The sequence below is a fragment of the Pseudomonas sp. S2_B10 genome, assembly GCF_054668425.1.
Genome location: NZ_CP162768.1, coordinates 5,405,411 through 5,427,656 on the forward strand (window position 1 = coordinate 5,405,411; position 22,246 = coordinate 5,427,656).

Annotated in this window: 24 protein-coding genes; 8 read left to right on the forward strand and 16 right to left on the reverse strand. The window is 59.7% G+C overall.

What is annotated here, in order from left to right; all coding sequences use genetic code 11:
• Nucleotides 1-119 precede the first annotated feature (119 nt).
• From AB4O45_RS24165 to AB4O45_RS24185, 5 genes are all read right to left on the reverse strand, one after another.
• Nucleotides 120-371, reverse strand: coding sequence for a hypothetical protein (locus AB4O45_RS24165; protein WP_056784925.1), 252 nt, complete (start codon nt 369-371; stop codon nt 120-122).
• Nucleotides 372-582: 211 nt separating this feature from the next.
• Nucleotides 583-1,656, reverse strand: coding sequence for an ArsO family NAD(P)H-dependent flavin-containing monooxygenase (locus tag AB4O45_RS24170; RefSeq protein ID WP_460160662.1), 1,074 nt, complete (start codon nt 1,654-1,656; stop codon nt 583-585).
• A gap of 68 nt (nt 1,657-1,724) precedes the next feature.
• Nucleotides 1,725-2,438 (reverse strand): arsenical resistance protein ArsH, encoded by a 714-nt coding sequence (arsH, locus tag AB4O45_RS24175; RefSeq protein ID WP_150635624.1) that lies wholly within the window; start codon nt 2,436-2,438, stop codon nt 1,725-1,727.
• A 46-nt stretch (nt 2,439-2,484) separates the two neighbouring features.
• Nucleotides 2,485-2,955 carry an arsenate reductase ArsC gene (locus AB4O45_RS24180; RefSeq protein WP_256808740.1) on the reverse strand — a complete coding sequence of 157 codons (471 nt, stop codon included), beginning with the start codon at nt 2,953-2,955 and terminating at the stop codon, nt 2,485-2,487.
• A 64-nt stretch (nt 2,956-3,019) separates the two neighbouring features.
• On the reverse strand, nt 3,020-3,376 hold the full coding sequence (locus tag AB4O45_RS24185; protein ID WP_056784934.1) for a metalloregulator ArsR/SmtB family transcription factor: 357 nt from the start codon (nt 3,374-3,376) through the stop codon (nt 3,020-3,022).
• A gap of 281 nt (nt 3,377-3,657) precedes the next feature.
• On the opposite strand from AB4O45_RS24185, the gene AB4O45_RS24190 reads away from it, so the two are divergent.
• Together AB4O45_RS24190 and AB4O45_RS24195 are read left to right on the forward strand one after the other, a co-directional pair.
• On the forward strand, nt 3,658-4,044 hold the full coding sequence (locus tag AB4O45_RS24190) for a MerR family transcriptional regulator (protein WP_056784936.1): 387 nt from the start codon (nt 3,658-3,660) through the stop codon (nt 4,042-4,044).
• Between the two features lie 70 nt (nt 4,045-4,114).
• Entirely contained in the window at nt 4,115-4,507 is a 393-nt protein-coding gene (locus AB4O45_RS24195) for a carboxymuconolactone decarboxylase family protein (RefSeq protein WP_370593534.1), read from the forward strand.
• 37 nt (nt 4,508-4,544) lie between these two features.
• Here the strand turns inward: AB4O45_RS24195 and AB4O45_RS24200 are convergent, their stop codons facing one another.
• Nucleotides 4,545-5,459, reverse strand: coding sequence for a LysR family transcriptional regulator (locus AB4O45_RS24200; protein ID WP_460160663.1), 915 nt, complete (start codon nt 5,457-5,459; stop codon nt 4,545-4,547).
• Nucleotides 5,460-5,616: 157 nt separating this feature from the next.
• On the opposite strand from AB4O45_RS24200, the gene AB4O45_RS24205 reads away from it, so the two are divergent.
• Nucleotides 5,617-6,627: a zinc-dependent alcohol dehydrogenase family protein gene (locus tag AB4O45_RS24205; RefSeq protein WP_056784940.1), complete on the forward strand. Its 1,011-nt coding sequence runs from the start codon at nt 5,617-5,619 to the stop codon at nt 6,625-6,627.
• A gap of 48 nt (nt 6,628-6,675) precedes the next feature.
• On the opposite strand, the gene AB4O45_RS24210 is transcribed toward AB4O45_RS24205, so the two are convergent.
• Complete coding sequence (locus tag AB4O45_RS24210; RefSeq protein WP_252887741.1) at nt 6,676-7,371, reverse strand: glutathione S-transferase; 696 nt, start codon at nt 7,369-7,371, stop codon at nt 6,676-6,678.
• A 141-nt stretch (nt 7,372-7,512) separates the two neighbouring features.
• Between AB4O45_RS24210 and AB4O45_RS24215 the strand changes: the two genes are divergently transcribed.
• Nucleotides 7,513-8,088, forward strand: coding sequence for a TetR/AcrR family transcriptional regulator (locus tag AB4O45_RS24215; protein WP_375123488.1), 576 nt, complete (start codon nt 7,513-7,515; stop codon nt 8,086-8,088).
• Here AB4O45_RS24215 and AB4O45_RS24220 read toward each other — a convergent pair.
• Nucleotides 8,046-9,029: an alpha/beta hydrolase gene (locus tag AB4O45_RS24220; RefSeq protein WP_460160664.1), complete on the reverse strand. Its 984-nt coding sequence runs from the start codon at nt 9,027-9,029 to the stop codon at nt 8,046-8,048. The two genes, AB4O45_RS24215 and AB4O45_RS24220, sit on opposite strands and share 43 nt — an antisense overlap.
• Entirely contained in the window at nt 9,026-9,469 is a 444-nt protein-coding gene (gene tspO / locus AB4O45_RS24225) for a tryptophan-rich sensory protein TspO (RefSeq protein ID WP_041480509.1), read from the reverse strand. The genes AB4O45_RS24220 and tspO overlap by 4 nt, the downstream gene beginning before the upstream one ends.
• A gap of 133 nt (nt 9,470-9,602) precedes the next feature.
• On the opposite strand from tspO, the gene AB4O45_RS24230 reads away from it, so the two are divergent.
• Nucleotides 9,603-9,869 carry a hypothetical protein gene (locus AB4O45_RS24230; RefSeq protein ID WP_460160665.1) on the forward strand — a complete coding sequence of 89 codons (267 nt, stop codon included), beginning with the start codon at nt 9,603-9,605 and terminating at the stop codon, nt 9,867-9,869.
• A gap of 42 nt (nt 9,870-9,911) precedes the next feature.
• On the opposite strand, the gene AB4O45_RS24235 is transcribed toward AB4O45_RS24230, so the two are convergent.
• Together AB4O45_RS24235 and AB4O45_RS24240 are read right to left on the reverse strand one after the other, a co-directional pair.
• On the reverse strand, nt 9,912-10,823 hold the full coding sequence (locus tag AB4O45_RS24235) for a magnesium transporter CorA family protein (RefSeq protein ID WP_150635616.1): 912 nt from the start codon (nt 10,821-10,823) through the stop codon (nt 9,912-9,914).
• Between the two features lie 3 nt (nt 10,824-10,826).
• Nucleotides 10,827-12,407 carry a RimK family protein gene (locus AB4O45_RS24240; protein WP_323621000.1) on the reverse strand — a complete coding sequence of 527 codons (1,581 nt, stop codon included), beginning with the start codon at nt 12,405-12,407 and terminating at the stop codon, nt 10,827-10,829.
• A gap of 94 nt (nt 12,408-12,501) precedes the next feature.
• On the opposite strand from AB4O45_RS24240, the gene AB4O45_RS24245 reads away from it, so the two are divergent.
• Complete coding sequence (locus AB4O45_RS24245; protein ID WP_056784956.1) at nt 12,502-13,596, forward strand: GNAT family N-acetyltransferase/peptidase C39 family protein; 1,095 nt, start codon at nt 12,502-12,504, stop codon at nt 13,594-13,596.
• A gap of 10 nt (nt 13,597-13,606) precedes the next feature.
• On the opposite strand, the gene AB4O45_RS24250 is transcribed toward AB4O45_RS24245, so the two are convergent.
• Entirely contained in the window at nt 13,607-15,178 is a 1,572-nt protein-coding gene (locus AB4O45_RS24250) for a sensor domain-containing diguanylate cyclase (RefSeq protein WP_406228870.1), read from the reverse strand.
• 160 nt (nt 15,179-15,338) lie between these two features.
• On the opposite strand from AB4O45_RS24250, the gene AB4O45_RS24255 reads away from it, so the two are divergent.
• Nucleotides 15,339-15,770: an HhH-GDP family DNA glycosylase gene (locus AB4O45_RS24255; RefSeq protein ID WP_460093543.1), complete on the forward strand. Its 432-nt coding sequence runs from the start codon at nt 15,339-15,341 to the stop codon at nt 15,768-15,770.
• A gap of 73 nt (nt 15,771-15,843) precedes the next feature.
• Here the strand turns inward: AB4O45_RS24255 and AB4O45_RS24260 are convergent, their stop codons facing one another.
• From AB4O45_RS24260 to AB4O45_RS24270, 3 genes are all read right to left on the reverse strand, one after another.
• On the reverse strand, nt 15,844-16,056 hold the full coding sequence (locus AB4O45_RS24260) for a hypothetical protein (protein ID WP_252869279.1): 213 nt from the start codon (nt 16,054-16,056) through the stop codon (nt 15,844-15,846).
• A gap of 51 nt (nt 16,057-16,107) precedes the next feature.
• The gene (locus AB4O45_RS24265; RefSeq protein WP_041480494.1) at nt 16,108-16,989 is read right to left on the reverse strand and encodes a manganese catalase family protein; all 882 of its coding nucleotides are present in this window, start codon (nt 16,987-16,989) and stop codon (nt 16,108-16,110) included.
• A 281-nt stretch (nt 16,990-17,270) separates the two neighbouring features.
• Nucleotides 17,271-18,809 carry a class I SAM-dependent methyltransferase gene (locus AB4O45_RS24270; protein WP_095179669.1) on the reverse strand — a complete coding sequence of 513 codons (1,539 nt, stop codon included), beginning with the start codon at nt 18,807-18,809 and terminating at the stop codon, nt 17,271-17,273.
• A gap of 336 nt (nt 18,810-19,145) precedes the next feature.
• Between AB4O45_RS24270 and AB4O45_RS24275 the strand changes: the two genes are divergently transcribed.
• Nucleotides 19,146-21,065 carry a tyrosine-protein phosphatase gene (locus AB4O45_RS24275; protein WP_460160666.1) on the forward strand — a complete coding sequence of 640 codons (1,920 nt, stop codon included), beginning with the start codon at nt 19,146-19,148 and terminating at the stop codon, nt 21,063-21,065.
• A 36-nt stretch (nt 21,066-21,101) separates the two neighbouring features.
• Here AB4O45_RS24275 and AB4O45_RS24280 read toward each other — a convergent pair whose 3' ends face one another.
• Nucleotides 21,102-22,229, reverse strand: coding sequence for a mechanosensitive ion channel family protein (locus AB4O45_RS24280; RefSeq protein WP_041480489.1), 1,128 nt, complete (start codon nt 22,227-22,229; stop codon nt 21,102-21,104).
• Nucleotides 22,230-22,246 lie beyond the last annotated feature (17 nt).

Sequence of the window (22,246 nt, forward strand, 5' to 3'; positions counted from 1 at the left end):
CGGATCGGAGTATTGCCTGTTCCTATCAATAGGGTTTTCGATCAGGTCTTGCCTCAAAAAACGGAAAAGTCCTGCAGGTTTCAAACCTGCAGGACTTTTCTTGTTTCAGCGACACGCGCTTATGCTGCGCGACGACCTAGGGTCCGGTCTGATCCATCAGCGGCGAGGGCCTGGCCCATTGAGGTGCGGTCTGAGCCGTCGGCAGCGATGGCCTGACCCTGCGGCGTACGTTCCGAGCCATCGGCAGCAACAGTCTGCTGTGGTTCGTTGACCTGGGTGAAGAAACGATCTTCCTGATTGCTCGGTACGGCGAATGCGCTGGCGCTGAGGGCGAAAGTGGCGACGGCGATCAGTTGGCTTACAGTTTTCATGGCGGTGACTCCGGTCAAGTTGAGATTGAGGTCCGGGTCGTTCAGATCCGTATCTGGTTAACCCGTTGCAGTGGTGTGTTCTGCATGGGTTCAGATTAGGGGGCAGGGCGGTGTCGGCGTTAGGCGGATACTGTTGGCGACTTGCCTGATTCTGCTCGCTGAAGATGATTTACAGGCTAGCGACCTTATGGCTTCACGGCGCCGCGAGCAATCAGGTTCCGCCAGTGAGATAGCTTTGCACTTGCCTGACTACATCCCGGGCGGTGCGGGTTACGCCGATCAATGTGGCAGAAGCGAGCCCCGTCCAGTCGCCATAACCCACCAGCCACAGTTCGGGCATCGCAACGCTTCGGCTTTCGTCCACAATCACTTTGCCATCCCGGCCTACAACGCCCAGGCTGTTCAGGTGGTCGAGCGCCGGAGCAAAACCCGTGCACCAGATGACAGCGTCCACCTTTGTCTCGATGCCCGATGACCACACAACCCCCGTCGAAGTAAAACGCGTGAACGGCCGTACTGCGTTCAGTACACCGCGTTCGCGAGCTTCCTTCACCGGCGGCACCATGACGATGTCGCCCAGCCCTCCAACGGGCTGTTGAGGCTCCACGCCATCCTGCTGCGCCTTCAGTCGAGCAGTAGCGCGTTCGAACAGGACTCGTCCATCCACCTCATCAGGTAAGAACGTTGGGGCCTGTTGCGTGACCCAGGTTGCCTGAGCCACTTTGGAGACCTCGGCGTAAATCTGGGCGCCGGAGTTGCCGCCACCGACGACAAGGACGTTTTTACCCGCAAACCCGTTCGGCCCGACGTAATGAGCGGAATGAAGCTGCCTGCCTGCAAACAACGCCTGGCCGGGATAGTCCGGTACGAACGGGCGGCTCCAGGTGCCTGTTGCACTGATAACCGCTTTGGCGTCCCAGTAATTGTCCTTTGAGATAACGCGCAACCCGCCTTCGATCTTCTCGACACCGGTCACCCGCGTGGAGCGGATGATGGGGAAGTCATACCGGCGCTCGTACTGAGTCAGGTATTCGACAACATCGTCCCGCCCGGGCGTCCCCTCGGTTATGGCCGGCATCGGCCAGCCTGCAATCGAGCTCCATGCCGACGGCGAGAAGAGTCGCAGCGAATCCCAGCCATGCCGCCAGGCGCCTCCCGGTCCCGGCTCGGCATCGAGCAGCACGTAAGACAAGCCTGTGCGCTTCAAAAAATAAGCGACAGTCAGCGCGGATTGGCCACCACCAATGACCACAACATCAAGTGTCGAATTCTGACTCACCAGCATCCTCCCGGCGCAAAGGCCTCAACGAGTGAAAGATCGGGGTCGGGCCATACCGTTGCCCCGCACAGGCATCAAATGGAACGCTGGTTGACTCGTCTGGACAGCTCTTCGGCGGATTCCTTGCGCTCGGAATAACGGTCGACCAGGTAATCCTGACGATCGCGCAAGAGCAGCGTGAACTTCATCAATTCTTCCATCACGTCCACCAGGCGATCGTAGTAGGCGGAAGGCTTCATACGACCGGCCTCATCGAACTCTGTGAAGGCCTTGGCCACGGAAGACTGGTTCGGGATGGTGAACATCCGCATCCAGCGGCCAAGTACCCGCAACTGATTGACCACGTTGAATGACTGCGAGCCGCCGCAGACCTGCATCACAGCGAGGGTTTTGCCTTGCGTAGGTCGTACAGCGCCCAGCGCCAGCGGAACCCAGTCGATCTGCGCTTTGAACACGGCACTCATGGAGCCGTGACGCTCAGGAGAGCACCACACCTGACCCTCGGACCATTGCATCAGCTCGCGCAGTTCCACGACTTTGGGATGCGTGTCGGGTGCGTCATCAGGCAGCGGCAGACCCGCAGGATCAAAAATCCTGGTTTCGGCGCCAAACTCATTCAGCAGGCGTGCCGCTTCTTGCGTGACCAGACGACTGAACGAGCGCTCTCGCGTCGATCCGTATAGCAGCAAAATGCGAGGTTTGTGGGGCGAAGGATTACGAGGAGACAGCTGCTCCAGCGTAGGAATGTCGATCAGGTCGGCGTGTACGTTCGGCAATGTGTCTTGCATATGAACTCCTGCGGCGGCACCTGTAGGGGGGCGCCTCGGTTGATCTTCAAAGCGAACCGATGCGGTTCAGTTCAGCTTGCAGTTGGTCAGGGCTCATGGTCTTGAGCGGCAGTGCAAGAAACGCACTCACGCGTTCCTGGATTTTGGCCAGTGTGCTTTCAAACGCTGCGGTGATCTCGGCTTCCGACCCGCTAGCCTCAGACGGGTCGGCCAGACCCCAATGCGCCTTCAGGGCTGGGCCGAAAAAGATCGGGCATGCTTCTCCCGCAGCCCGATCACAGACTGTGATCACGATGTCCGGAGGCGAGCCCTCAAAAGCATCCGAAGCCTTGCTGCTCAAGCCCACTGTGGAAATACCCGCCGCCTCCAGCGTTTGCAGTGCCCGTTGATTCACCCGGCCACTGGGAAAGCTGCCTGAGCTGACAGCGTCTACGCCCTCGGGCGCCAAATGGTTGAAAAGCGCCTCGGACAGAATGCTGCGGCAGCTGTTGTGGGTGCACATGAACAAGATTTTCATCAGACGATTCCTTGATTCAGAAACTGAGGCGCAGTGCCAGGGTGGTTGATCCGGTGGGCATGAATCAGCTGCACATGGCCTGATTGATCGGTCGGTCGCTCATGCAGCACAGGCGCTTGGCCTCGGTTTCCAGCCATGGCTGATTGGCGTCTGCCACTTCCTTCAGAACTGCTGCCACCCACGCGGGCACATCAGGATTCAGCCGGTAGTACACCCATTGACCCTGGCGACGATCCAGCAGCAAACCGGCGGAGCGCAGCAGCGCCAAGTGGCGAGAAATCTTCGGCTGACTGAGGTCGAGTGCTGCCGTCAGCTCGCATACACACAACTCGCCTTCGCGCACGACAAGCAGGGAAATTTTGGCCCGGGTGTCATCGGCCAGACACTTGAACAAAGTGGTGGGGGTCATGGGTTCTGTCATACATCCTCCAGAAGCTTGTGTCTTGACCAAAACGAAGAGCCTGATGCGCTTGCGGATGTCGTGACGCGTAGGGTGAAAGGCGGCGGGATGATTGCCGAGCAATGGATACGGATAACCGAATATACGCATAGTCATATATCTGGTAAAGCGAATATAACAGGGGTTGAACCGTCGAGACTGATAGCGACGGACCGCGCGGATAGTGCCCGCGATTTGTCTGATTCCAACTGATTGAAAATAGCCATTGACTTAGAGCACGCTCAAACCTTTACGGTGATGACATGAATCCAGAACTGACAATTTCACAGTTGGCCAAGCGCCTTGATTTGAGCGCTCACACGATCCGCTATTACGAGCGCATCGGGCTGTTCGACCCGGTTGGGCGCGGTGGCAATGGCCACCGGGTGTACGCCGAGAAGGATGTGCTGTGGGCCGAGTTTCTGCTCCGGTTGAAGGCGACCGGAATGCCGATCCAGCAAATGCTGCGGTATGCCGAACTGCGCCGATCAGGCGACTCGACCCTGGCAGAACGCCGCGAGCTTCTCGAGCAGCATCGCCGGGACGTGCAAGCGCAGATCAGCCAGTTGAGCCAGTCCCTGGAGGTTCTGGATAACAAGATTCAGATCTATCACCAACTCGAGCAAAAGGAGCATCACCATGATCCGTAAACTTCCCGGTTTCAACCGCTTGCTGTCCGCCACATTGATTGGCGCAAGCGTGACCAGTGTGGCAGCGCCCGTGGACATGACTGATCGTCGAGCGCGCGGAGAAGCCGCTCTGACGCAGATTACTGGCGGACCTGGTCAGGCAGTGGTTGATTCATTGAAGGATACTGCTCCAGAGCTTGCGGACTGGATTCTGAGTTTTGCCTACGGCGATGTCTTCGCCCGCCCCGGGCTCGATCACTGCACTCGTGAGCTGGCAACCGTTGCGGCACTGACCGCACTGGGCAATGCACAGCCACAACTGAAAGTGCATATCGGCGGCGCCCTGAACGTCGGGTGCACACCGGAGGCGGTGGTCGATGTGATCTTGCAAATGACCGTATACGCAGGATTTCCCAGCGCCTTGAACGGTATAACGGCTGCGCGTGAAGTCTTTGCTGCTCGCGGGATCAGTGTTAAATCCTAGGTGCGCACGCTGCAGAAACTGCGGGATAAAGCCAGATTCAACCTACCACCCACCCCCCATGCAACTGCACAAACCGCACCTGCAGCCATTCGATAAACACCTGCACCTGCGCCGGCAAATGCGTGCGGCTCGGGTACAAAAGCGTCACTGGCCGAGGCAGCGGGCGCAGCAGTTGCAGAATTTCCACCAGAGCACCGTTAGCCAGATGCTCTGCCACCGCGATACCCGGTGCCTGAATAATGCCGAAGCCCGACACGCCACACTGCACGTAGGCGTTCGACTCGGTGACGGTAATACCTTGGCGGCTGACGTAGGATTTCTGTTTGCCCTCAACTGAAAACTGCCAGGGCAAGGTGCGGTTGTTCTGGCCCGAGAGAAAGTTCACGCCTTGATGGTTCGCCAGATCTCCAAGCGTTTCCGGTGTGCCGTGCTCGCGCAGGTATTCGGGCGCGGCGCAGGTGACCATGGTCGCCAAGGCGATAGGGCGGGCGATCAGGGTTGAGTCGGGCAGCTCGCCGATGCGCAGCGCGCAGTCGATGCCTTCGCCGACCAGATCAACCGCACGATCGGTGACGCCCAGCACCATATCGATGCCGGGGTAGGTGTCGGTGAATTCGCGCAGGCTTTTGATGAATTCCAGCTGCGCGAACGCCGTGGGAATGTCGATGCGCAGGCGGCCGGACAGCGTGGCTCCGGTGCGATCGAACATTGTGGTGGCGGCGGTGATCTCGGCCAGAATTTCCTGGACCCGCTGATAGAAAAGTTCACCCTCGGCGGTGAGTGCGACTTTCCTCGTAGTGCGCTGGAAGAGGCGCACGCCCAGCGATGTTTCCAGTTCCTGAATATAGCGAGTGACCTGCGGCCGGCCGATGTCCAGCGACTCAGCGGCTTTGGTGAAACTGCCCAGCTCCGCCAGTCGGGCGAACAGGCGCATCGATTGCAGTAATTCCATGACTTTTCCGGTGAGCTTCAGTATCTGGATTTGTTGCCTGAGAATAGAACAATCATGTCTGTTTCCAAGTATTTATTGCGCTGATGTAAAAGCCAATCATTGCCCCAAGGCAAGCCCGCTGAGGGTTTGCGGCCAATAATGCATTTGGAGACACATCATGAAAGCGTGGTTACTGAAAGATTTCGGGCTCGACAATCTGCAACTGGGCGAGACGCAAACCCCGCAGCCCAAGGCTGGCGAGCTGCTGGTCAAGGTCGGCGCGGTCTCGCTGAATTTTCGTGACAAGGCCATCGTTGACGGTATCTACGAGCCGCACCTGGTGCCGAAACCGCTGATTCCGGTGAGCGATGCCGCCGGTACCGTAGTTGCAATCGGCGCCGGTGTTACTCGTTTCAAGGTTGGCGACCGCGTCAATTCACATCTGTACTCGCGCTGGTTGGATGGCGAGCCGGGGCCGAGCGAGCCGGATTATTGCTTCGGTTCGCCGCTGCCCGGTGGCCTCGCCGAGTACATGATCATTCATCAGGACAGCGCCGTCGGCGCGCCGGCCAACATGAGCGATGAAGAGGCGGCGACACTGCCGATCGCCGCACTGACTGCGTGGTATGCGCTGGTGGATTTCGGCGCTATTCAACCGGGCCAGACTGTGTTGGTGCAGGGTACCGGCGGCGTATCGATTTTCGCCGTGCAGATCGCCACCGCGCTGGGCGCCAAAGTCATCGCTACCTCAAGCAGCGATGAAAACCTGCACGCGGTAAAACGTCTGGGCGCGGTCGCCGGCATCAACTACCGCAGCACGCCGAACTGGGCGGACGAGGTGCTGAAACTCACCGAGGGCAAGGGTGTGGACCTGCTGCTCGATGTGGCGGGAGGCAATGGCATCAATCAGTCGGTAGCAGCGACCAAGGCCTCGGGGCGGATAGCGCAGATTGGCTTTCTGACAGGGCAGACCGTCGAGCTGAACCTGATGCCGCTGATCTTCCGCCAGACCACCATTCGCGGCATTGCGGTGGCACCGCGTTCATCGTTCGACCGGATGAACGTGTTCCTCGCCGAGCACGATATTCGGCCGGTGATCGACCATGTCTATCCATTCGAAAAGGCGCGCGATGCCTATGAGCATCTGGCGAAGGGGGCGTTTGGCAAGGTTGTGATCAAGGTAGGCTGACAACGAAAAAGGCGCCGATCAAGGCGCCTTTTTTGCTGGTCTGGTTTTTTACGGCTCGCCTCGCTCAACCATCGCGCGCCATTGCTGCACACTCGGACGTTGCTGCATGCGCGCGTGCCATTCGCGCAGTGCCGTGCAGTCTTCCGGGACTTCCAGCTCAACCAGCGCCGAGAAGATCATCCCGCCCAACACGGCGATGTCCGCCATGGAAAAACTGGTGCCGGCCACGAACGGCTGCTGACGCAGCAAGTTGTCGAAATAGCGCATGCCGCGCACAGCCTTGTCCCGCATGCGCATGCCCCATTCAGCGTTCTGGTACAGCTCCACTTTCGGGCCGAGTCCCGGGGTTGCATGGTGGAAATACACGCTGACGGCATCGAGAAATTCGATCTCGGCACGTTTGGTCAGCATGTGTATTCGTCCTTGCTCAATCGGTGTGCGGCCGGTGAGGACAGGGTTGCCATCGAGAACGTCCAGGTATTGCGTGATGGCCGTGCATTCGGCGAGCAGCGTGCCGTCTTCCAGCTCCAGCACTGGCAGCGTTCCGGAGTAGTTCAAGCGCAAGAACTCGGGGTTCTTGTGTTCGCCTTTCCACAGATTTACCGAGACGAATTCGGTGCGGGCCAATAGCGATTTTTCCGCCAGGGCGATGCGCACGCGCGCCGGGTAGGGGCCGTTGTACCAGTCGTAGATTTTCAATGCGGAAATGGAGTGAGCGTCGTTTTGAGTCGAGTTAGCGGTCATTTCAGTTGCCCTGCCTGTCAGTTGGTAGGCAAAGACTGCGACCAGAATTTATTCCTGTCAATCCCCTACCTGCCAATTGGCAGGTAAATCTTTCGCGGGTACACTCCGCCCCATTGACCGATAGTCAGCGAGGACACAGACATGAGCGTGAACGCACGCGAAGCTATTCTGGACGCCGCCAAAACAGCGGCGCAGACCCACGGCTACAACGGCATCAACTTCCGTAGCATCGGTGAAGTGGTGGGTATCAAGAACGCCAGCATCTACTATCACTTTCCCAGCAAGGCCGACCTCGGCGCGGCAGTTGCCGAGCGTTACTGGCAAGACGCGGCCAAGGCGCTGGACGGTATTCGTGAGGCCAATCCCGAGCCGCATCAATCCCTGAAGCTGTACCCGTCGATATTCCGCACTTCGCTGGAGAACGGTAATCGGCTGTGCCTGGTCAGCTTCATGGCTGCCGAATACCAGGATCTGCCAGACCCGGTGAAGGACCAGGTGAAGAAGTTCGCAGAGGTCAACATCGAGTGGCTGACCCAGGTGTTGATCGCTGCAGGAGCTGCCGACGAAGACAGCTGCGAGGCGCGGGCGCGGGCGATTTACGCGGCGGTGGCCGGTGCGCAGTTGATTGCACGCAGCCGAGGGGATATTGCGTTGTTTGATGAGTTGATCGGCAGCTACGAAAACGCCGGGCTGATTTCGGCGGATTTCGCTGAGTAGCTTGCCACTCGTGCCGAAATCCACTGCCTGCTGTAAGCCAGCACATGGTCAGCAGTGGCGGTCGGGAAGTGAATGAAGCCATGCGGACACTCTGGCAGCACGTACATCTCCACCGGCGCCGCTTGCTGCCAGCGCTCAGCGATGAGTCGCGAGTCATCCAGCAGCGGATCGAGGTCGCCGGCAAACAGCAGTGCTGGTGGCAGTCCGCTGAAATCGCCGTACAGCGGCGACAGCGGTGGCTGGCGTCGTTGTTCGTCGCTGATATCCGGCGTGAGCAGGCGCAACGCTTCGACCATGCCGGGGCCGTCGAGCACCAAGGTATCGGCTGGCGCGGCGCGCACGCTGGGCGTGCCGGTCAGGTCGTAGACGCCGTAATACAGCAGCGCGCCGCAGATCCGTTGCAGCAGTTGCGGCGAAGATTTGAGGGCGAGCAGGGTGGCCGCCGCCAGATGCCCACCGGCCGATTCACCGACGACGACCACGGGCAGTCCGGCAAATTCGCCATCGTTCAAGATGCCGCGAGTGGCGCGCAGACAGTCTTCCAGCAAGCCCTCGATTGGCGTCGACACCGCCAGCCGATAATCCACCGACAGCACCGCCACGTCGCAAGTGTTGACGATGGCGATGTTGAAGTTGTCGTTCATCTGCGCATTGCCGATCACCCAACCGCCACCATGGAAATCCAGCACCACGCCTCTGGCTTTGCCCTTGGGGCGGATGATGCGCACGGGCACCGTGTCGATGATCTTCCGTTCGGCGGTCAGCCCATGCTGGCGCAGCTTGCCGTCGCCGCCGAGCTGACCCGCCCGCAGCAACGCCTGAATCAGCCGTGGGGTGAGGCGATTGCGGATCTTGAAACGCGGCAGCCAGGCGAGCTTTTTGTTGAACGCGCGAACCTGTGCCAGTTCGCGCTCGCCGTGCGGCCATGGGAAGTCGCTCACAGGCGATTCTTCATCAGGATCGAGCAGTTCAGCGCCGCCGCAACGCACAGCCACGCCAGGTACGGGAACAGAATCAGTCCGGTGACCACGTCCAGTTGCAGGGCGAGCACGACCATCACCGCGACCACCACCCACAGCACCGCCAGAATCACCAGCGCCGCCAGCACCTGATGCGCGCCGAAGAACACCGGCGTCCACAGCGTGTTCAGGGCGATTTGCGCGGCCCACAAGGCCAGCACCGTTTGGCTGCCGGGAATCAGGCTCAGGCGATAACCGGCCCAGGCCAGCAGCAGGTAGATGATCGTCCACGCTACGGGAAAGGCCCAGTTGGGCGGGGTGAAGGAGGGTTTGGTCAGCGATTCGTACCACGGGCCGGGTTTGAACATCACGCCAGTGGTTGCCGCCGCCGCGCAGGCCAAGAGGAAGATGAAAAAGGTCATTGCCAGTCCTTAGCTGTGATCAGCTGTTGTGGAGAGTTAAGAAGAGGACGCTTCGCTGCGCAAAAAGTTTGTTCGCAAATGCAATTTGGCAGTCAGGTTGAACTAAAAGCTGACCGCTGCGTCAGGATAAACAGTGCCTTTTCCCACCGACGCGGACGACATCATGTACACCTATCACATCGAATACCGTTTCAACGGCGAGCCTCGTACTTATCTGCTCGAACTCAAGGAAGCGCAACTGGCCGAGCACGACGCGGCGATGCATCTGCTCGAACTGCATCTGGGCGATGCCGAAAACAGCCTGGTCATGCCCACGGTGGATTCGACGCCAGAGCAGATTCTCGAGCAGGCTGAGCGGGTAGGGATTACGCATATCCGGGTGGTCAGCCGCACCAATTGACGCCCGCATGCGGCGCAGGCGTTAGCAGAATGTGCTCTGAATTCAGGCCATGCGCCGCAATACCAGCACCATCCCCGCGCCCACGAGGCCCATGCAGGCGATCAGCACGGGAAAGGACATCCACCATGGGACGCCGGACGTCATCATGCTGAACTCCGACATGCCACCGATGCCGGCGATCAGGTTCAAAGGAAGGAATACGACGTTGATCAGTGTCAGCTTGCGCAGGGCCCGGTTCATGCTGTTGTTGGCAAGGTTGCCATGGGATTCGATGAGGTTGGCGAACACCTTGGCGTGAATTCTGGCCTGCTGAAAGCTTTGTTCGTTTTCCACGATCAGATCGTTCAGCGCAGCCAGTTGACTGTCGCTGAAGCCCTGACGCTGGCCGTGGTTGCGCAGCAGCGTCAGCACTGCTCCGTTACTTTGAATCGCATTGACGTAGTACACGAGGCTTTCGCTCAGGTTGTACATCTGCGCCAATTGTTGATTGTCCATCGCCCGGGTGAATTGCTGTTGGATCTCCCGAGCGATCTGTTTGACCACGCGCAAATGCCCGAGATAGTGGTGAACGCTTTCTGCGAGTAACGCCATCAGCACGTCCAGCGGCCCGGTCATTTGCGCATCGTGCTCAAGACCCGAAAGCAGCGAGTTGCTCGCGCAAATGACCACCAGGCGTTTTTCGCTCAGCACCACTCCGAACGACGAGACGTTGAATGCGCGCCCGTCGAAGCTTTCCGGGCGCTTCCAGATCAGGAACAGGTGATCTGGCTTGACCTCGATGCGGGCGACTTCATCAGGGTCCAGCGACGACTCTATCGCTTGCGCGCCGATGCCCAGGCGTCTGTGCAAATCCAGTTGCTCGGCTGCGTCCGGGGCGACACACAGCCAGACAGTCGCCTGGTCCTGCGATGTCCTGTGCAGGGCGCCGCAATCAATGCAATAGCCTTCAATCATTGCTCACCACGCTTGGCCACGGTGTTTGAGCTCAAGCCTTTGGGTAAAAGCCTGTAATACGCGCCGGTACAATTCGTCGCCCAGCACCGCATCTTCGATGCCGGCGTCGAGGTTGGGGTTGTCGTTCACTTCGATCACCAGTACCCGATCGCCCGCCTGCTTGAGGTCGACGCCGTAGAGGCCGTCGCCGATCAGCCGCGCCGTCTGTACGGCGAGCTGCACGACTGCGGGCGGGGCTTGCTCGACCGGCACCGCCTCGCACATTCCGTTGATCTCGCCGGGCAGCGCCTTGTGGTTGTAAATCTGCCAATGCCCCTTGGACATGAAATACCTGCAGGCATACAGCGCTTCGCCATTGAGCACCCCGACGCGCCAATCGTATTCGGTGTAGCAATACTCCTGCGCCAGCAGCAGCACCGAGTGTTCGAATAACTCCTGCGCGGCCGTGGCCAGCGCTTGTGCATCGGCGACCTTGATCACACCCCGTGAAAAACAGCCATCGGGGATTTTCAATACCAAGGGAAAACCGAGGCGACGCCCTGCGTTTTCGAGTTCCTGCGGACGATCCTTGTAGAGTATTTCCGTTGCCGGCATGCCCAGCCCGCGACGCTTCAGCAAATCGGCCAGATAAACCTTGTTGGTGCAGCGCAGGATGGACGACGGATCGTCAATCACCACAAGGCCTTCGCTTTCAGCCTTTTTCGCGAACCGATAGGTGTGATCATCCACTCGCGTTGTTTCGCGGATGAACAGCGCGTCGAATTCGGCGAGACGTGCGTAGTCCTTTTTCTCGATCAGCTCGACATCGATACCCAGCTGTTCGCCCGCAGCGATGAAACGCTGCAATGCCTCGGGGTTAGACGGCGGCAGGGCTTCGTCAGGATCATGCAGGATGGCCAGGTCGTAGCGGGCCACACGTTTGGAGGCGGGCTGACGCCACGTTCTGCGATTGAACGCGTCCAGTGCGTCGGCGAAAACATGCTGCTGTTCATCGCGAAGTTTGTGCAGTGCACCGGCTTTGATGCCTGCGATCTGCCAGGTCTCACCACGGCGGAATTCCACCAGCAGGATAGGGCAGGGGAACGCCTCGAACAGCTGACGGCCGATCTCTTGCAGCGGCTCGATCGAGGCCTTGCCGAAGTACAGCGACAGCGTGAAGGCTTCGGTTTCGCCGTATGGATGGTTGGCCAGCGCCCGCTCCAGGGTGCGCTCCAGATCATTCAGCCCGACCCCGTAAAGCGCTTTGCGCGCCAGCTCGCTGACGGTGCGTACCGAGGGGAAAACCTTGTGTCCGCGCGCTTCGGCCAGCAATGAGCAGTAATAGCCCTGACCGAGGTATTTGTAATTGCGGCAGAGGTTGATGACCTGGGTGCGATGAGGAAAATCATCGCTGTGTTCAAGGTAATCCTGAGCCAGCATCAGGCTCTCGCTGGGCAGGTAATCAGCCCAGTCATCCTTGCGTTCGACCAGTATGAGCAATCGACTTCCCGAGGGCTTGATACTGGGAGGTTCCTCGCTGAGGGAGATTGTCGAATGCTCGGTTTTGTCTAATACTTCGTTCACGTTGGCTTGCACCGCTGACATGAGTAATGAATCCCTGTTGAAGAAGACGCCGCTTCAATAAATCACGGGCCTTTCGGTCTGTCCCGGTTCGTTACTCAAACTTTACGGTGCGGTCATGTCTTTTGATTTTCGCTTTGCATCCACTGACGATATCGACGATCTGGTCGAATTGGAGCGGATGTGTTTTACCCTCGACCGGTTGAACCAGCGCAACTTCAGCTGGATGCTCAGTAGAGCCAATGCCGCGCTGATTGTCGTCACCTCAGGCGCAATCCTTTGCGGTTACGCACTGGTGCTTTTTCACCGTGGCACCTCACTTGGACGCCTGTATTCGATTGCGGTCAGCCCCGCATGGCGCGGACATGAGCTTGGCCAGCGTCTGCTGGAACAGGCCCAGGCCTGCGCATTGGCGCGCAACTGCGCATGGCTGCGCCTGGAGGTGCGCGCTGACAATACCGCTGCCATCCGCCTCTACGAAGCCAATGGCTATCAGCGCTTTGCCAGCGTCGAGGACTACTACGAAGACCACTGCGAGGCGTTGCGCTACGAGAAACGCATCCTGCGCGAAACACCTGCCCCCGCCCGGCAAGTGCCGTATTACCAGCAGACCACCGAGTTCACCTGCGGCGCCGCGTGCCTGCTGATGGCCATGTCTGCCATCGACGCGAGCCGTGCCATGACCCGAGCGGAGGAAATCCAGCTGTGGCGCGAGGCAACCACCATTTTCATGACGGCGGGGCACGGTGGCTGCAGTCCTCAGGGCCTCGCACTGGCGGCCTGGCGGCGCGGTTTCGATGTGCGCCTTGAGGTCAGTCACGCGGGCTCGCTTTTTCTTCACGGCGTACGCAGCACGGAGAAGAAGTCGATCATGAAACTGGTCGAGGATGGGTTTGCCCAGGAACTGGCTGCCACGCAAGTCGAGCAGGTGCTGGGTGATTATCTGCAGATCGGCGCTGCGTTGGCGGCCGGATACAAACCGCTGGTGCTGATCAGCAGCTACCGATTCACCCGCTTGAAAGCGCCGCATTGGGTCATCATCACCGGGTGTGACGAGGACTTCGTCTACTTGCATGATCCTGATGTTGACCACAGCAAACTCAAGCGCGGCCTGGACTGCCAGCACTTGCCGGTCAGTCACCAGGAATTCCTGCGCATGACGGTGTTTGGCGTACAGCGGGTTCGCGCAGCCGTGATGCTGCGCTCCCGTTGAAGAGCGGAGGCTAGGCGCCGAGCACTTCCTCGCCGATACAGTAGCGATCCCTGCCTTTCTGCTTCGCGGCATACAGCATTTTGTCAGCCGACTCGATAAGAGTGGCGGGGCTCACTTCATGTTCGGCCGGTTTGCCAACCGCAATACCTGCACTGGCGGTGACGTGACCCAGCGGATGGGCTCTGTGCTCCATCCGCAAGGATCGAATGGCCTCAAGAATTTCCTCAGCCACAAGCGCCGCCCCGCGAATATCGGTGTTGGGCAGCAACACGGAAAACTCCTCGCCGCCATAGCGCACGGCGAGATCACCCGGTCGTTTTACTGCTTGCGCAATGGCCTGTCCGACAGCGCTCAGGCAATCATCACCTGCCGCGTGCCCATAGCTGTCGTTGTAGAGCTTGAAGTGATCGACATCGATCATGATCAGTGAGATCGACGAACCCTGGCGTCTGGCCAGGCGAATTTCGTCAATCAAGGCAGTGTCCAGTCGCCGACGGTTGGCCAGTCCAGTCAGGCTGTCGGTCAAGGCCATGTCCTTCATGGCCTGGTGTGCCCGGCGCAGATCCTTTTCCATCACCATCCGTTGGCGCAGCTGCCTCAAGACGATCAATCCGAAGACCGTGAACGCGGTAATCACCGACATCAACACGAAACCGGTTTTGATCAGGTCCCAGCGCCACGGCGCAATGATCGATTCGCGGGAAAGGCCGGTTTCGACCACCAACGGATAGGTGCTCAAAGCTCTGTAACCGTACAGACGCTGGGTGCCGTCGACGACCGCTCGGACCTCGGCGATCCCTTGACTGGAAAAGGGCAGGTAGTTCTTGAACACCTCACTGTCGGCGAGGCTCTGACCGATTACCGATGCAATGAAGGGACGACGCACGAGAATGGTGCCGTTGCGCAGCGCCAGCACCAAGGCACCCTTGTCGTCGATCTTGAAATCGCCGTAATAATCGACGAAGTAACTGACTTTGATGGTGCCAAGCAGCACGCCGGCGAAGGAGCCGTCCGGGTTATTCAAGCGGCGGGAAATCGGAATGATCAGGTCGTCCGTGGATTTGCTTTTGACGACATCACCGATACGCACGTTTCGATCGGTGTTGGCGCGGTGATACTGGAAGTAGTCGCGATCGGCATTGTTCGCCGGGTCCGGGATCATTTCCTTGTCGGTGACGATCCATTTGCCGTCCGGGCCGTAGATAAACAGTCCATGCAACTGCGGCATCAATTTGGCCTGCTGCACCAGCAAGTTGTGGATGCGCGGTACGTCGATGTTCTGCAGACCGTCGCCTTCGACGCGCTCGCCCAGGGCGGCGGTCAACACATCGACCTGGCGGATGGCGTCTTCGGCATGTTGCGCGGTTGCCCGCGCGAGGTTGGTGACCGAATCACGCGCCGACGAGAAGGCTGCATGATAGTCACGCCAGGTTCGCCATCCCTCCACGCCGAGAAACGCCAGAATGACCGTCAGCATGAAGATGACTGTCAGGCGGAAAGCGGCTATCTCGCTGGCAGCTTTGATGGGAGCGGTTTCTGCGGCGTCATGCCCCTTGGTTTTGGGCATCTTACGACCGAGCATCTGAGGGTCCTTATGCTTGTCATCTCTCATCTCTTGAAAGATGACCATCCTTTTCCACCTGGAATTCAATTTACTGCCTTGGCCAGGCGGTCGCGATTGGATCGTTCAAAGCCGTGCCGGGTCAACATCTGTAATTGAAGCGCGCCTTGAGGTGAGACTTGTGAGCGATATCATCACGGCCGGTGAATTGAACATCGACCTGCGCAATGCCAACGAAACCGGCCTGTTCAAATGGCTGCTGGCGAGTTTTCTGATGGGCAAAAGGATTCAGGGCGCCATTGCCGCCAAGGCGTATCAAGTCATAGTAGAGCAGCATCACCAAGACACCCCGCAAAAGCTCGCGCAGTGTACGCACCGTCAACTGGTGTCGATGCTGGGGCAGGCGCGTTACGTTCGTTACGACGAAAGCACGGCGTCGCGACTGCTCGCGTTGGCCAACAAGCTCAATACCGAGTACGACGGTAAGGTCAGTAACATCGTGGCCGCGAGCGCGGACCGTAAGGCGCTGGAGAAGCGCCTGTCCGAGTTCGAGGGGATAGGGCCGAAGACCGTCGAGATCTTCATGAGGGAAGCGGCGGCGGTACTTTTCTGAAGGCCCGGTTCGGCATTGAAGACGGTGGCAACACTCGGCTCACAGAGCAGCAAGTCTTCCCGCCAGTTCGCGGTCAATGGATGGCTGCCACCTCCGATTGCTGGACTGTGGCTTGATCGGCAAAATTATTCGGGAGAAGGGTGCCCAAGCCGAATACATTCACCGCCATGCTGACTTTCAATCCTCGACAGGCCTGTTTGCAGTCCAGCTCAAAACCGGCGTATGCCTTCTCCATCAAACGTTGAAAATGTTCAGAGGTCAGTGCCAGGACTTTGCTGCTTTTCATGTGGTTTTCCTTGAGCAAGTGGCGACCCCGGTCCGGGGCCGCCGGACGGGTTCAGACATCTTTACCTTGTACATAACCGGAGCCCAGGTCAGCACCGGTCACCGGCTCGCTGAGTGGGTCAGAGGCTGTACGGGTCTTCATCGCTTCCAGCACCTGTTCGTCTTCGGCCGGAAGGCTGACGGTCGCCAGACCGTCGCCGCCGTCGACCGCAGGCTCTGGGTTTTCCACGTACTCCCACGCACCGCCCTCGTTCCAGGGGCCGCGCACATTAGGCTCGCCAGACATGTTGAAGTACTTGTTGGTGAACTCCGGCATGCCAGGCAATTTGCCCTGCGGGAAGTTCGGCTGGATCGAATGCAGGGCTTTTTCGAAGGACTGCTGATGGGCGATTTCCCGCGTCATCAAGAAGCCAAGCGCCTCTTTCACGCCCGGATCATCGGTGATGTTGATCAAGCGTTCGTAGAGGATTTTCGCCCGCGCTTCGGCTGCGATGTTCGAACGGAAGTCGGCAGTAGGTTCGGTGATCGAATCTACATACGCCGCTGTCCACGGTACGCCAGCGGAATTGACCAGAGGCGCGCCTGCGCCGTACAGCAGGCTGGTGATGTGCGAGTCATTACCGGCGCCATTCAGCGCACGGTACAGCTCACCTTCCTCTTGCACGCCCTCGGCGAGTTGACCCTTGGCACCTCTGTTGAGCATGACGATGATCGAGCCGACCACCTCCAGATGGCTCAATTCTTCGGTGGCAATGTCCAGCAGAAGGTCTTTGCGCCCCGGATCTTCTTCAGCCAAGGCTTGGGTGAAATAGCGCGCTGCTGCGGCCAGTTCGCCATTGGCGCCCCCGAATTGTTCCAACAGCAGATTGGCCAGACCCGGATTGGGCTCGGCCACGCGAACGGTGTACTGAAGTCGCTTGTTATGTATGAACATTCAAATTTTCCTCAGACCAGGCTATCGCGCTTTTTCCCCGGGTGGGCGTTAGCGCATGCATAGTTGTGAGGAGTGGGTGGAGCGGAAATTTCGTTTATTGCAGGCCGGCTGGACGGACGGCAGAGGGCGGAAAGTTCCGGAAACAGGACGGTTGGCTTGACCCTGTTCCACGACCAATGTGGGAGCGAGCCTGCTCGCGAATGCGGTACGTCAGTCACCGATTTGGCGGCTGATCCAGCGCTATCGCGAGCAGGCTCGCTCCTACAATGGTTCGTTGGCAATCAAGCGATCTTCAACGCCCTCAGCACCACCAGCGTCTGCTCGGCGAAGACCTGCGCCTGTGCGGTCAGCGCGGCGATATTGGCTTCGGCAGTGAGCAGCGGCTGGCCGTTCTCTACCAGCACTTCACCTTGTTCGCTGATCACACTCCACGCCAGTTGCGCCCACTCGGCTGGCTGCTGTTTGCCTTGCTTGATCGAAATCAGGAACAACTGCTGGAAGCGGCTGACCGTCACGCCACCGCCAGTGACCGGGCTGGCCAGGGTCTGGATGTTGGCGCCGTACAGCGAGCGTTTGCACAGTTGCAGATTGAGCGCGGCGCAGCGACCGCTGACCTGCGACTCGGCGGCCTCGCTCTGGCACGGAGCGACAGCGCCCATACCGATCAGCACGGCCAGGGCTTGTTCGAGGTCGTCGTAAGCCAGCGCAGCCTCGGACAGCAATTGGCGCATCGATTTGGCCGCATAGTTCTGTGCCGCCAGTGCATCGAGCACCGGGCCGTAAATCTCCGGTTGCAGCGTCGCTTCGCCGGCGGGACCACTGACCGAGCCCGCCACGGTTTCCCAGGGTTGCAGCAGCACGAAACGGCTGTGCAGCATCCTCGCGCGGCGTTCGGCAGCGGACAGGCGCGTCGCGCCACGCACGTACAGGTCGCGGCGGAAGTGCTGGTTGACGAAGTAGTCCCGCGCTTGCTCGCGCATGATCGGATGTTCGATGGTTTCCAGAAAGTCCATGCCTTCAGCGCTCAGGTTGAGCGGGGCGACCGAATCCAGCGGCACTGCCGTGGTGGCGTAGTCGAGCTTGGCCGGGGCCAGCGCGTCGACCATGTCGGCGAAGTACATGCAATTCCAGTCACGGTTGAAATACTCGTGGGCGACGTAGTGACGATCCTGACCCTTGATGCTCTGCAGCCGCGCGCCGAGACTCGGCGCCGCCGCGGCGTATTTCGGGTTGGCCGCGAGCAGTGCTTCGGAAAATTGCAGCGCGGCGTCAATGCGCTGGTCGGAGCGCGACGATGCATTGGCGAAACGATCGTGCAGGCTGAACAGATTGCGCAGCGGCGCCGACGGCGACCAGCCGGGGAAGCAGTTGTAGCTGACGTAAAGCATGCCGCCCGGTTTCAGGTGACGGCGGGCGAATTCGACGATCAATTTTTGATTGTCGCGACTGACCCAGGTCCAGATGCCATGCAGGCTGATGCTGTCGAACTGCGGCAGATCATTGCGTGCGAGCAGCTGTTCGAAACTGTCGTCATACAGGCGGGCGCCGTTGTTGGCGGCAGTCGCGAGTTCGATGGCATGGGCCGCCATACCCGGGTGAAAGTCCGTGCCGACAAACGAACCCGGGTTGGCGGTGGCGTGGATGTTGATCGACACGCCCTGACCGAAGCCCAGTTCGCAGTGCACGCCTTCGTTGCTTTCCAGCGTGGCGAACCCGCGCAACAACAGGCAGTAACGCAGGAACACCGGATTGATCTCCCGGCTATAGCTGTAGGTGTAGCCTTCGTCGGTGAAATAACCTTCGTTCCAGGCGTTGCTCATGGGTACAGCCTCTTGTTCTTGAAAGTGATGGCAGTCTTATAAGGGGTTGTGATTGCGCGCGACAAATTGAAAAAACGGATACGTCACCAAACCCTGTGGGAGCGAGCCTGCTCGCGAAAGCTTTTTTCAGTTTGAATATAATCGGCTGACACGCCGCTTTCATGAGCAGGCTCGCTGCCACAGGGATCTTCAAACATCCAAGCAGGATTGATGGACCGATCACGCACTCCACGGCCAATTCGCGCAGGCATTTTGTAGCCAGCCGAAACTGTCATATTCCCTCCCACTCGTCTGCCCATAGTGACCAGCCCAACGCTGATTTCATGAGGCTGCACTGTGTTCCAACGTCTTCTGTGTTCGCTGTCCGTTCTGAGCCTGTCCATCGCCGCTTCCCACGCGGCCGAGCCTGTCAGCCTCGACACGCCGCGCTTGAGCGGCATCGACAACTTTCGCGACATCGCCGGCATCGCCACTGCGTACTCCAGCGCCCACGACGGCGTTATGCGCAGCGGCGTGTTCTACCGTTCCAACGCACTGACGCCGTCGACGGCGGATCTGGCGACACTCAATGGGCTTGGCATCAAAGCCATTTACGACTTGCGCACGCCCAGCGAAATTGCCGCCACGCCCGACACGATGATCACGGGCGCGGCCTACCGCAATATCGACATCATTGGCAGCACCACCTCTGGTGCGAACATCACCAATATCTCGTTCCACAGCGCCGCCGAGGCCGTGGCGATGATGGAGGAAACCAACCGCGCCTTCGTCAGCGATGCCGGCATGCGCGGGCAGTTCGGCCAGTTGTTCAATGAGCTGGCCAGTGTCGACGCCGCGCAGTTGTTTCACTGCACCGCCGGCAAGGACCGCACCGGCTGGACCGCCGCCGTGTTGCAGAGCATCGCTGGCGTTGATGAGGCGACGATCATGGCCAACTACCTGGCGACCAACGACTACACCGCCGCCCGAGTTGCCGCGACCTTGAAAGCCTTGCCGCCGAGCATGGCCGCTGTCTACGAGCCGCTGCTCGGCGTGCAGGCCAGTTATTTGCAGGCCGGTCTCGACCAGGTCGCCGCCGAGTACGGCAGCATGGACAACTACCTCAAGCAGGGCCTCGGTCTGTCCCAGGAAACCATCTATGTGCTGCGCGGAAAATTGGTGGAGTACAACAGCTTGCCGGGGCAGGCCGGGCTGATCGGCAATGCCGCCGCTGGTGCCGAGTTGCTGCGCCAGCTGCAGAACTCCGAGCTGTCCGGCACCTACAGCGCCTACAACTACTACCTGCAATCGGCGATCGACGCCGGCAGTCTGGGCGGTGTCGAATCTCAAGTCGGCGGTCAGGTCCACGCTGATGCGGCCAGCTACCTGCTGCGGCAGAACGCGATGATCGAACAAGCCGCCGCACCGTTCGACAGCGGCAGCGATCTGAAGATCGGCCAATACCGCCTCTGGACCACCGCGCTTGCCGGCTACCTCGGCACGGACGGCTCGGCCCACGCCGACAGCAGCAACGAACACAGCCAGGGCCTGATGCTCGGCATCACCCAGCGCTTCAGCGAACAACTCAGCGCACGCGGCGGCTTTGGCTACAGCAAGGGCAGCGTGGGCGGCGCGGGTGGCGAGGCCGATACGGACTTCACCTTCCTCAACCTCGGTGCGCGTTACGGCCTCACCAGCCTTGAGCGCGGCATGTTTGTCGATGCCAATGCCAGCGCCGGTTACGTCGACTACGACAGCAAACGCGAGCTCGGCGGTGGTCTCGGCACTGCCAAGGGCGACACTCACGGCAATCTCACTGGCGCGACCGTGGCGTTGGGTTATCGCCTGCCGCTGAGCAGCGTGATTGTCGAACCGAACCTGGGCTTTCGCGTCAGTCATCTCGACTTGCAAGGTTTCAAAGAGAAGGGCAGCGAGCTGGCGCTCGACGTCGATGGCATCAAGCAAACCCGCCGCAGCGCGGTGGCTAATCTCGACGTGTCATTTGCCCCAGTGGCCGTGGGTGCGTGGCAGTTGGTCCCGGGCGTTCGCGTGGGCTATGAACGTGCGCTCGGCGATCAGCAAGTCCACAGCGAAGGCCACCTGCTGGGGCTGGATATCGAGCAGCGCGCGGCGTTCGACAATCGCGACCAGTTCACCGGCGGCGTTAATCTGATGGCCAACCTCGGCGCCCTGAGTGTAGGCGCTGAGGTCGGGGCCAACGGTGGCGGTGACAGCCACGGTATCAATGGCGGGCTGAAGGCCAGTTACGCGTTTTGAACACAGCGAGCCCGGCAAATTGCCGGGCTCTTGCGCTCAAGCATGCTGCGCACGCGAAGGTTGCTGTGTGCGTGCCGGTGGCGCGGTGGGTTCGGGCAGGGAGGCGACATGCACGGTGCGCGCCGGGAAGGCGAACGTCGCGTCCAGCTCGGCCACCGCTTCCATGATTGCCAGATTGATGCGCTGCTGTACGTCCATGTAGACGTTGTAGCTGGCGTCCAGAACGATATACACCGTCTCGAATTCCAGCGCGCTCTCACCAAAACTGCGGAAATGGCAGCGGTCGAAGCGCGCCTGTTTTTCGTTCTTGATGATGCTTTCAACGCGTTGAGTGATCTGGCGGATCTGTTCGCTGGTGCACTCGTAAGTCAGACGAAATTCGAACACCACTCGACGCTCCTGCAAGCGTTTGTAGTTCTGAATGGTGCTGCCGATCATGTCGGCGTTGGCCATGACAATCTGCTCACCGCCAAGACTGCGGATGCGCGTGGTCTTCAGGCCGACGTGCTCGACCGTACCGGCCAGCGTGCCGACGACGATGAAATCGCCCACCTCAAACGGCTTGTCGACGGCAATCGACAGCGAGGCGAACACGTCGCCGAGAATGTTCTGCACCGCCAGCGCCACCGCGATACCGCCGACACCCAGGCTGGCGACGAACGCAGTGATGTTGACGCCCAGATTCGACAGCATCGCCAGCAGAATCACCGCCCACAGCAACACCTTGACGCCCCACAGGCTCAGGGTCGCCAGAGCGCTCGCCTGAAAAGAGCCGGTCGCGTTATGCCGCGAAAAATAGCGATGCAGCCCCAGCGCCAGTGCGCGGTTGGTCCACAGGCCGACCTGCAACGCCGCCACCACGAACCACAAACTGCTGACCCGCCCGAGCCAGCGCTCGGGCAAATCCAGCAAGCCGATGCCGACCAGAATCGATGCCAACAGCAGCAACGTGGTGCTGGTCGCCGCCAGCACTTCGCTGGCCATGTACGTCAGATGCCCATTGCCGGCAGTGGCCCGCGCCTGCACCTTGCGGAAAACGAAGCGGATCGCCGTGGTGGTCAGCAGATAACTGAGCGTTGCGGCGAGCAACGCCAAGACCCAGTTCGCCAGTGAAATTCCCAGAAGTGTGTGCGTCGTGAAAAAGCCGATGAAATCCTCAGTCATTGAAACCCCCTTGCGAA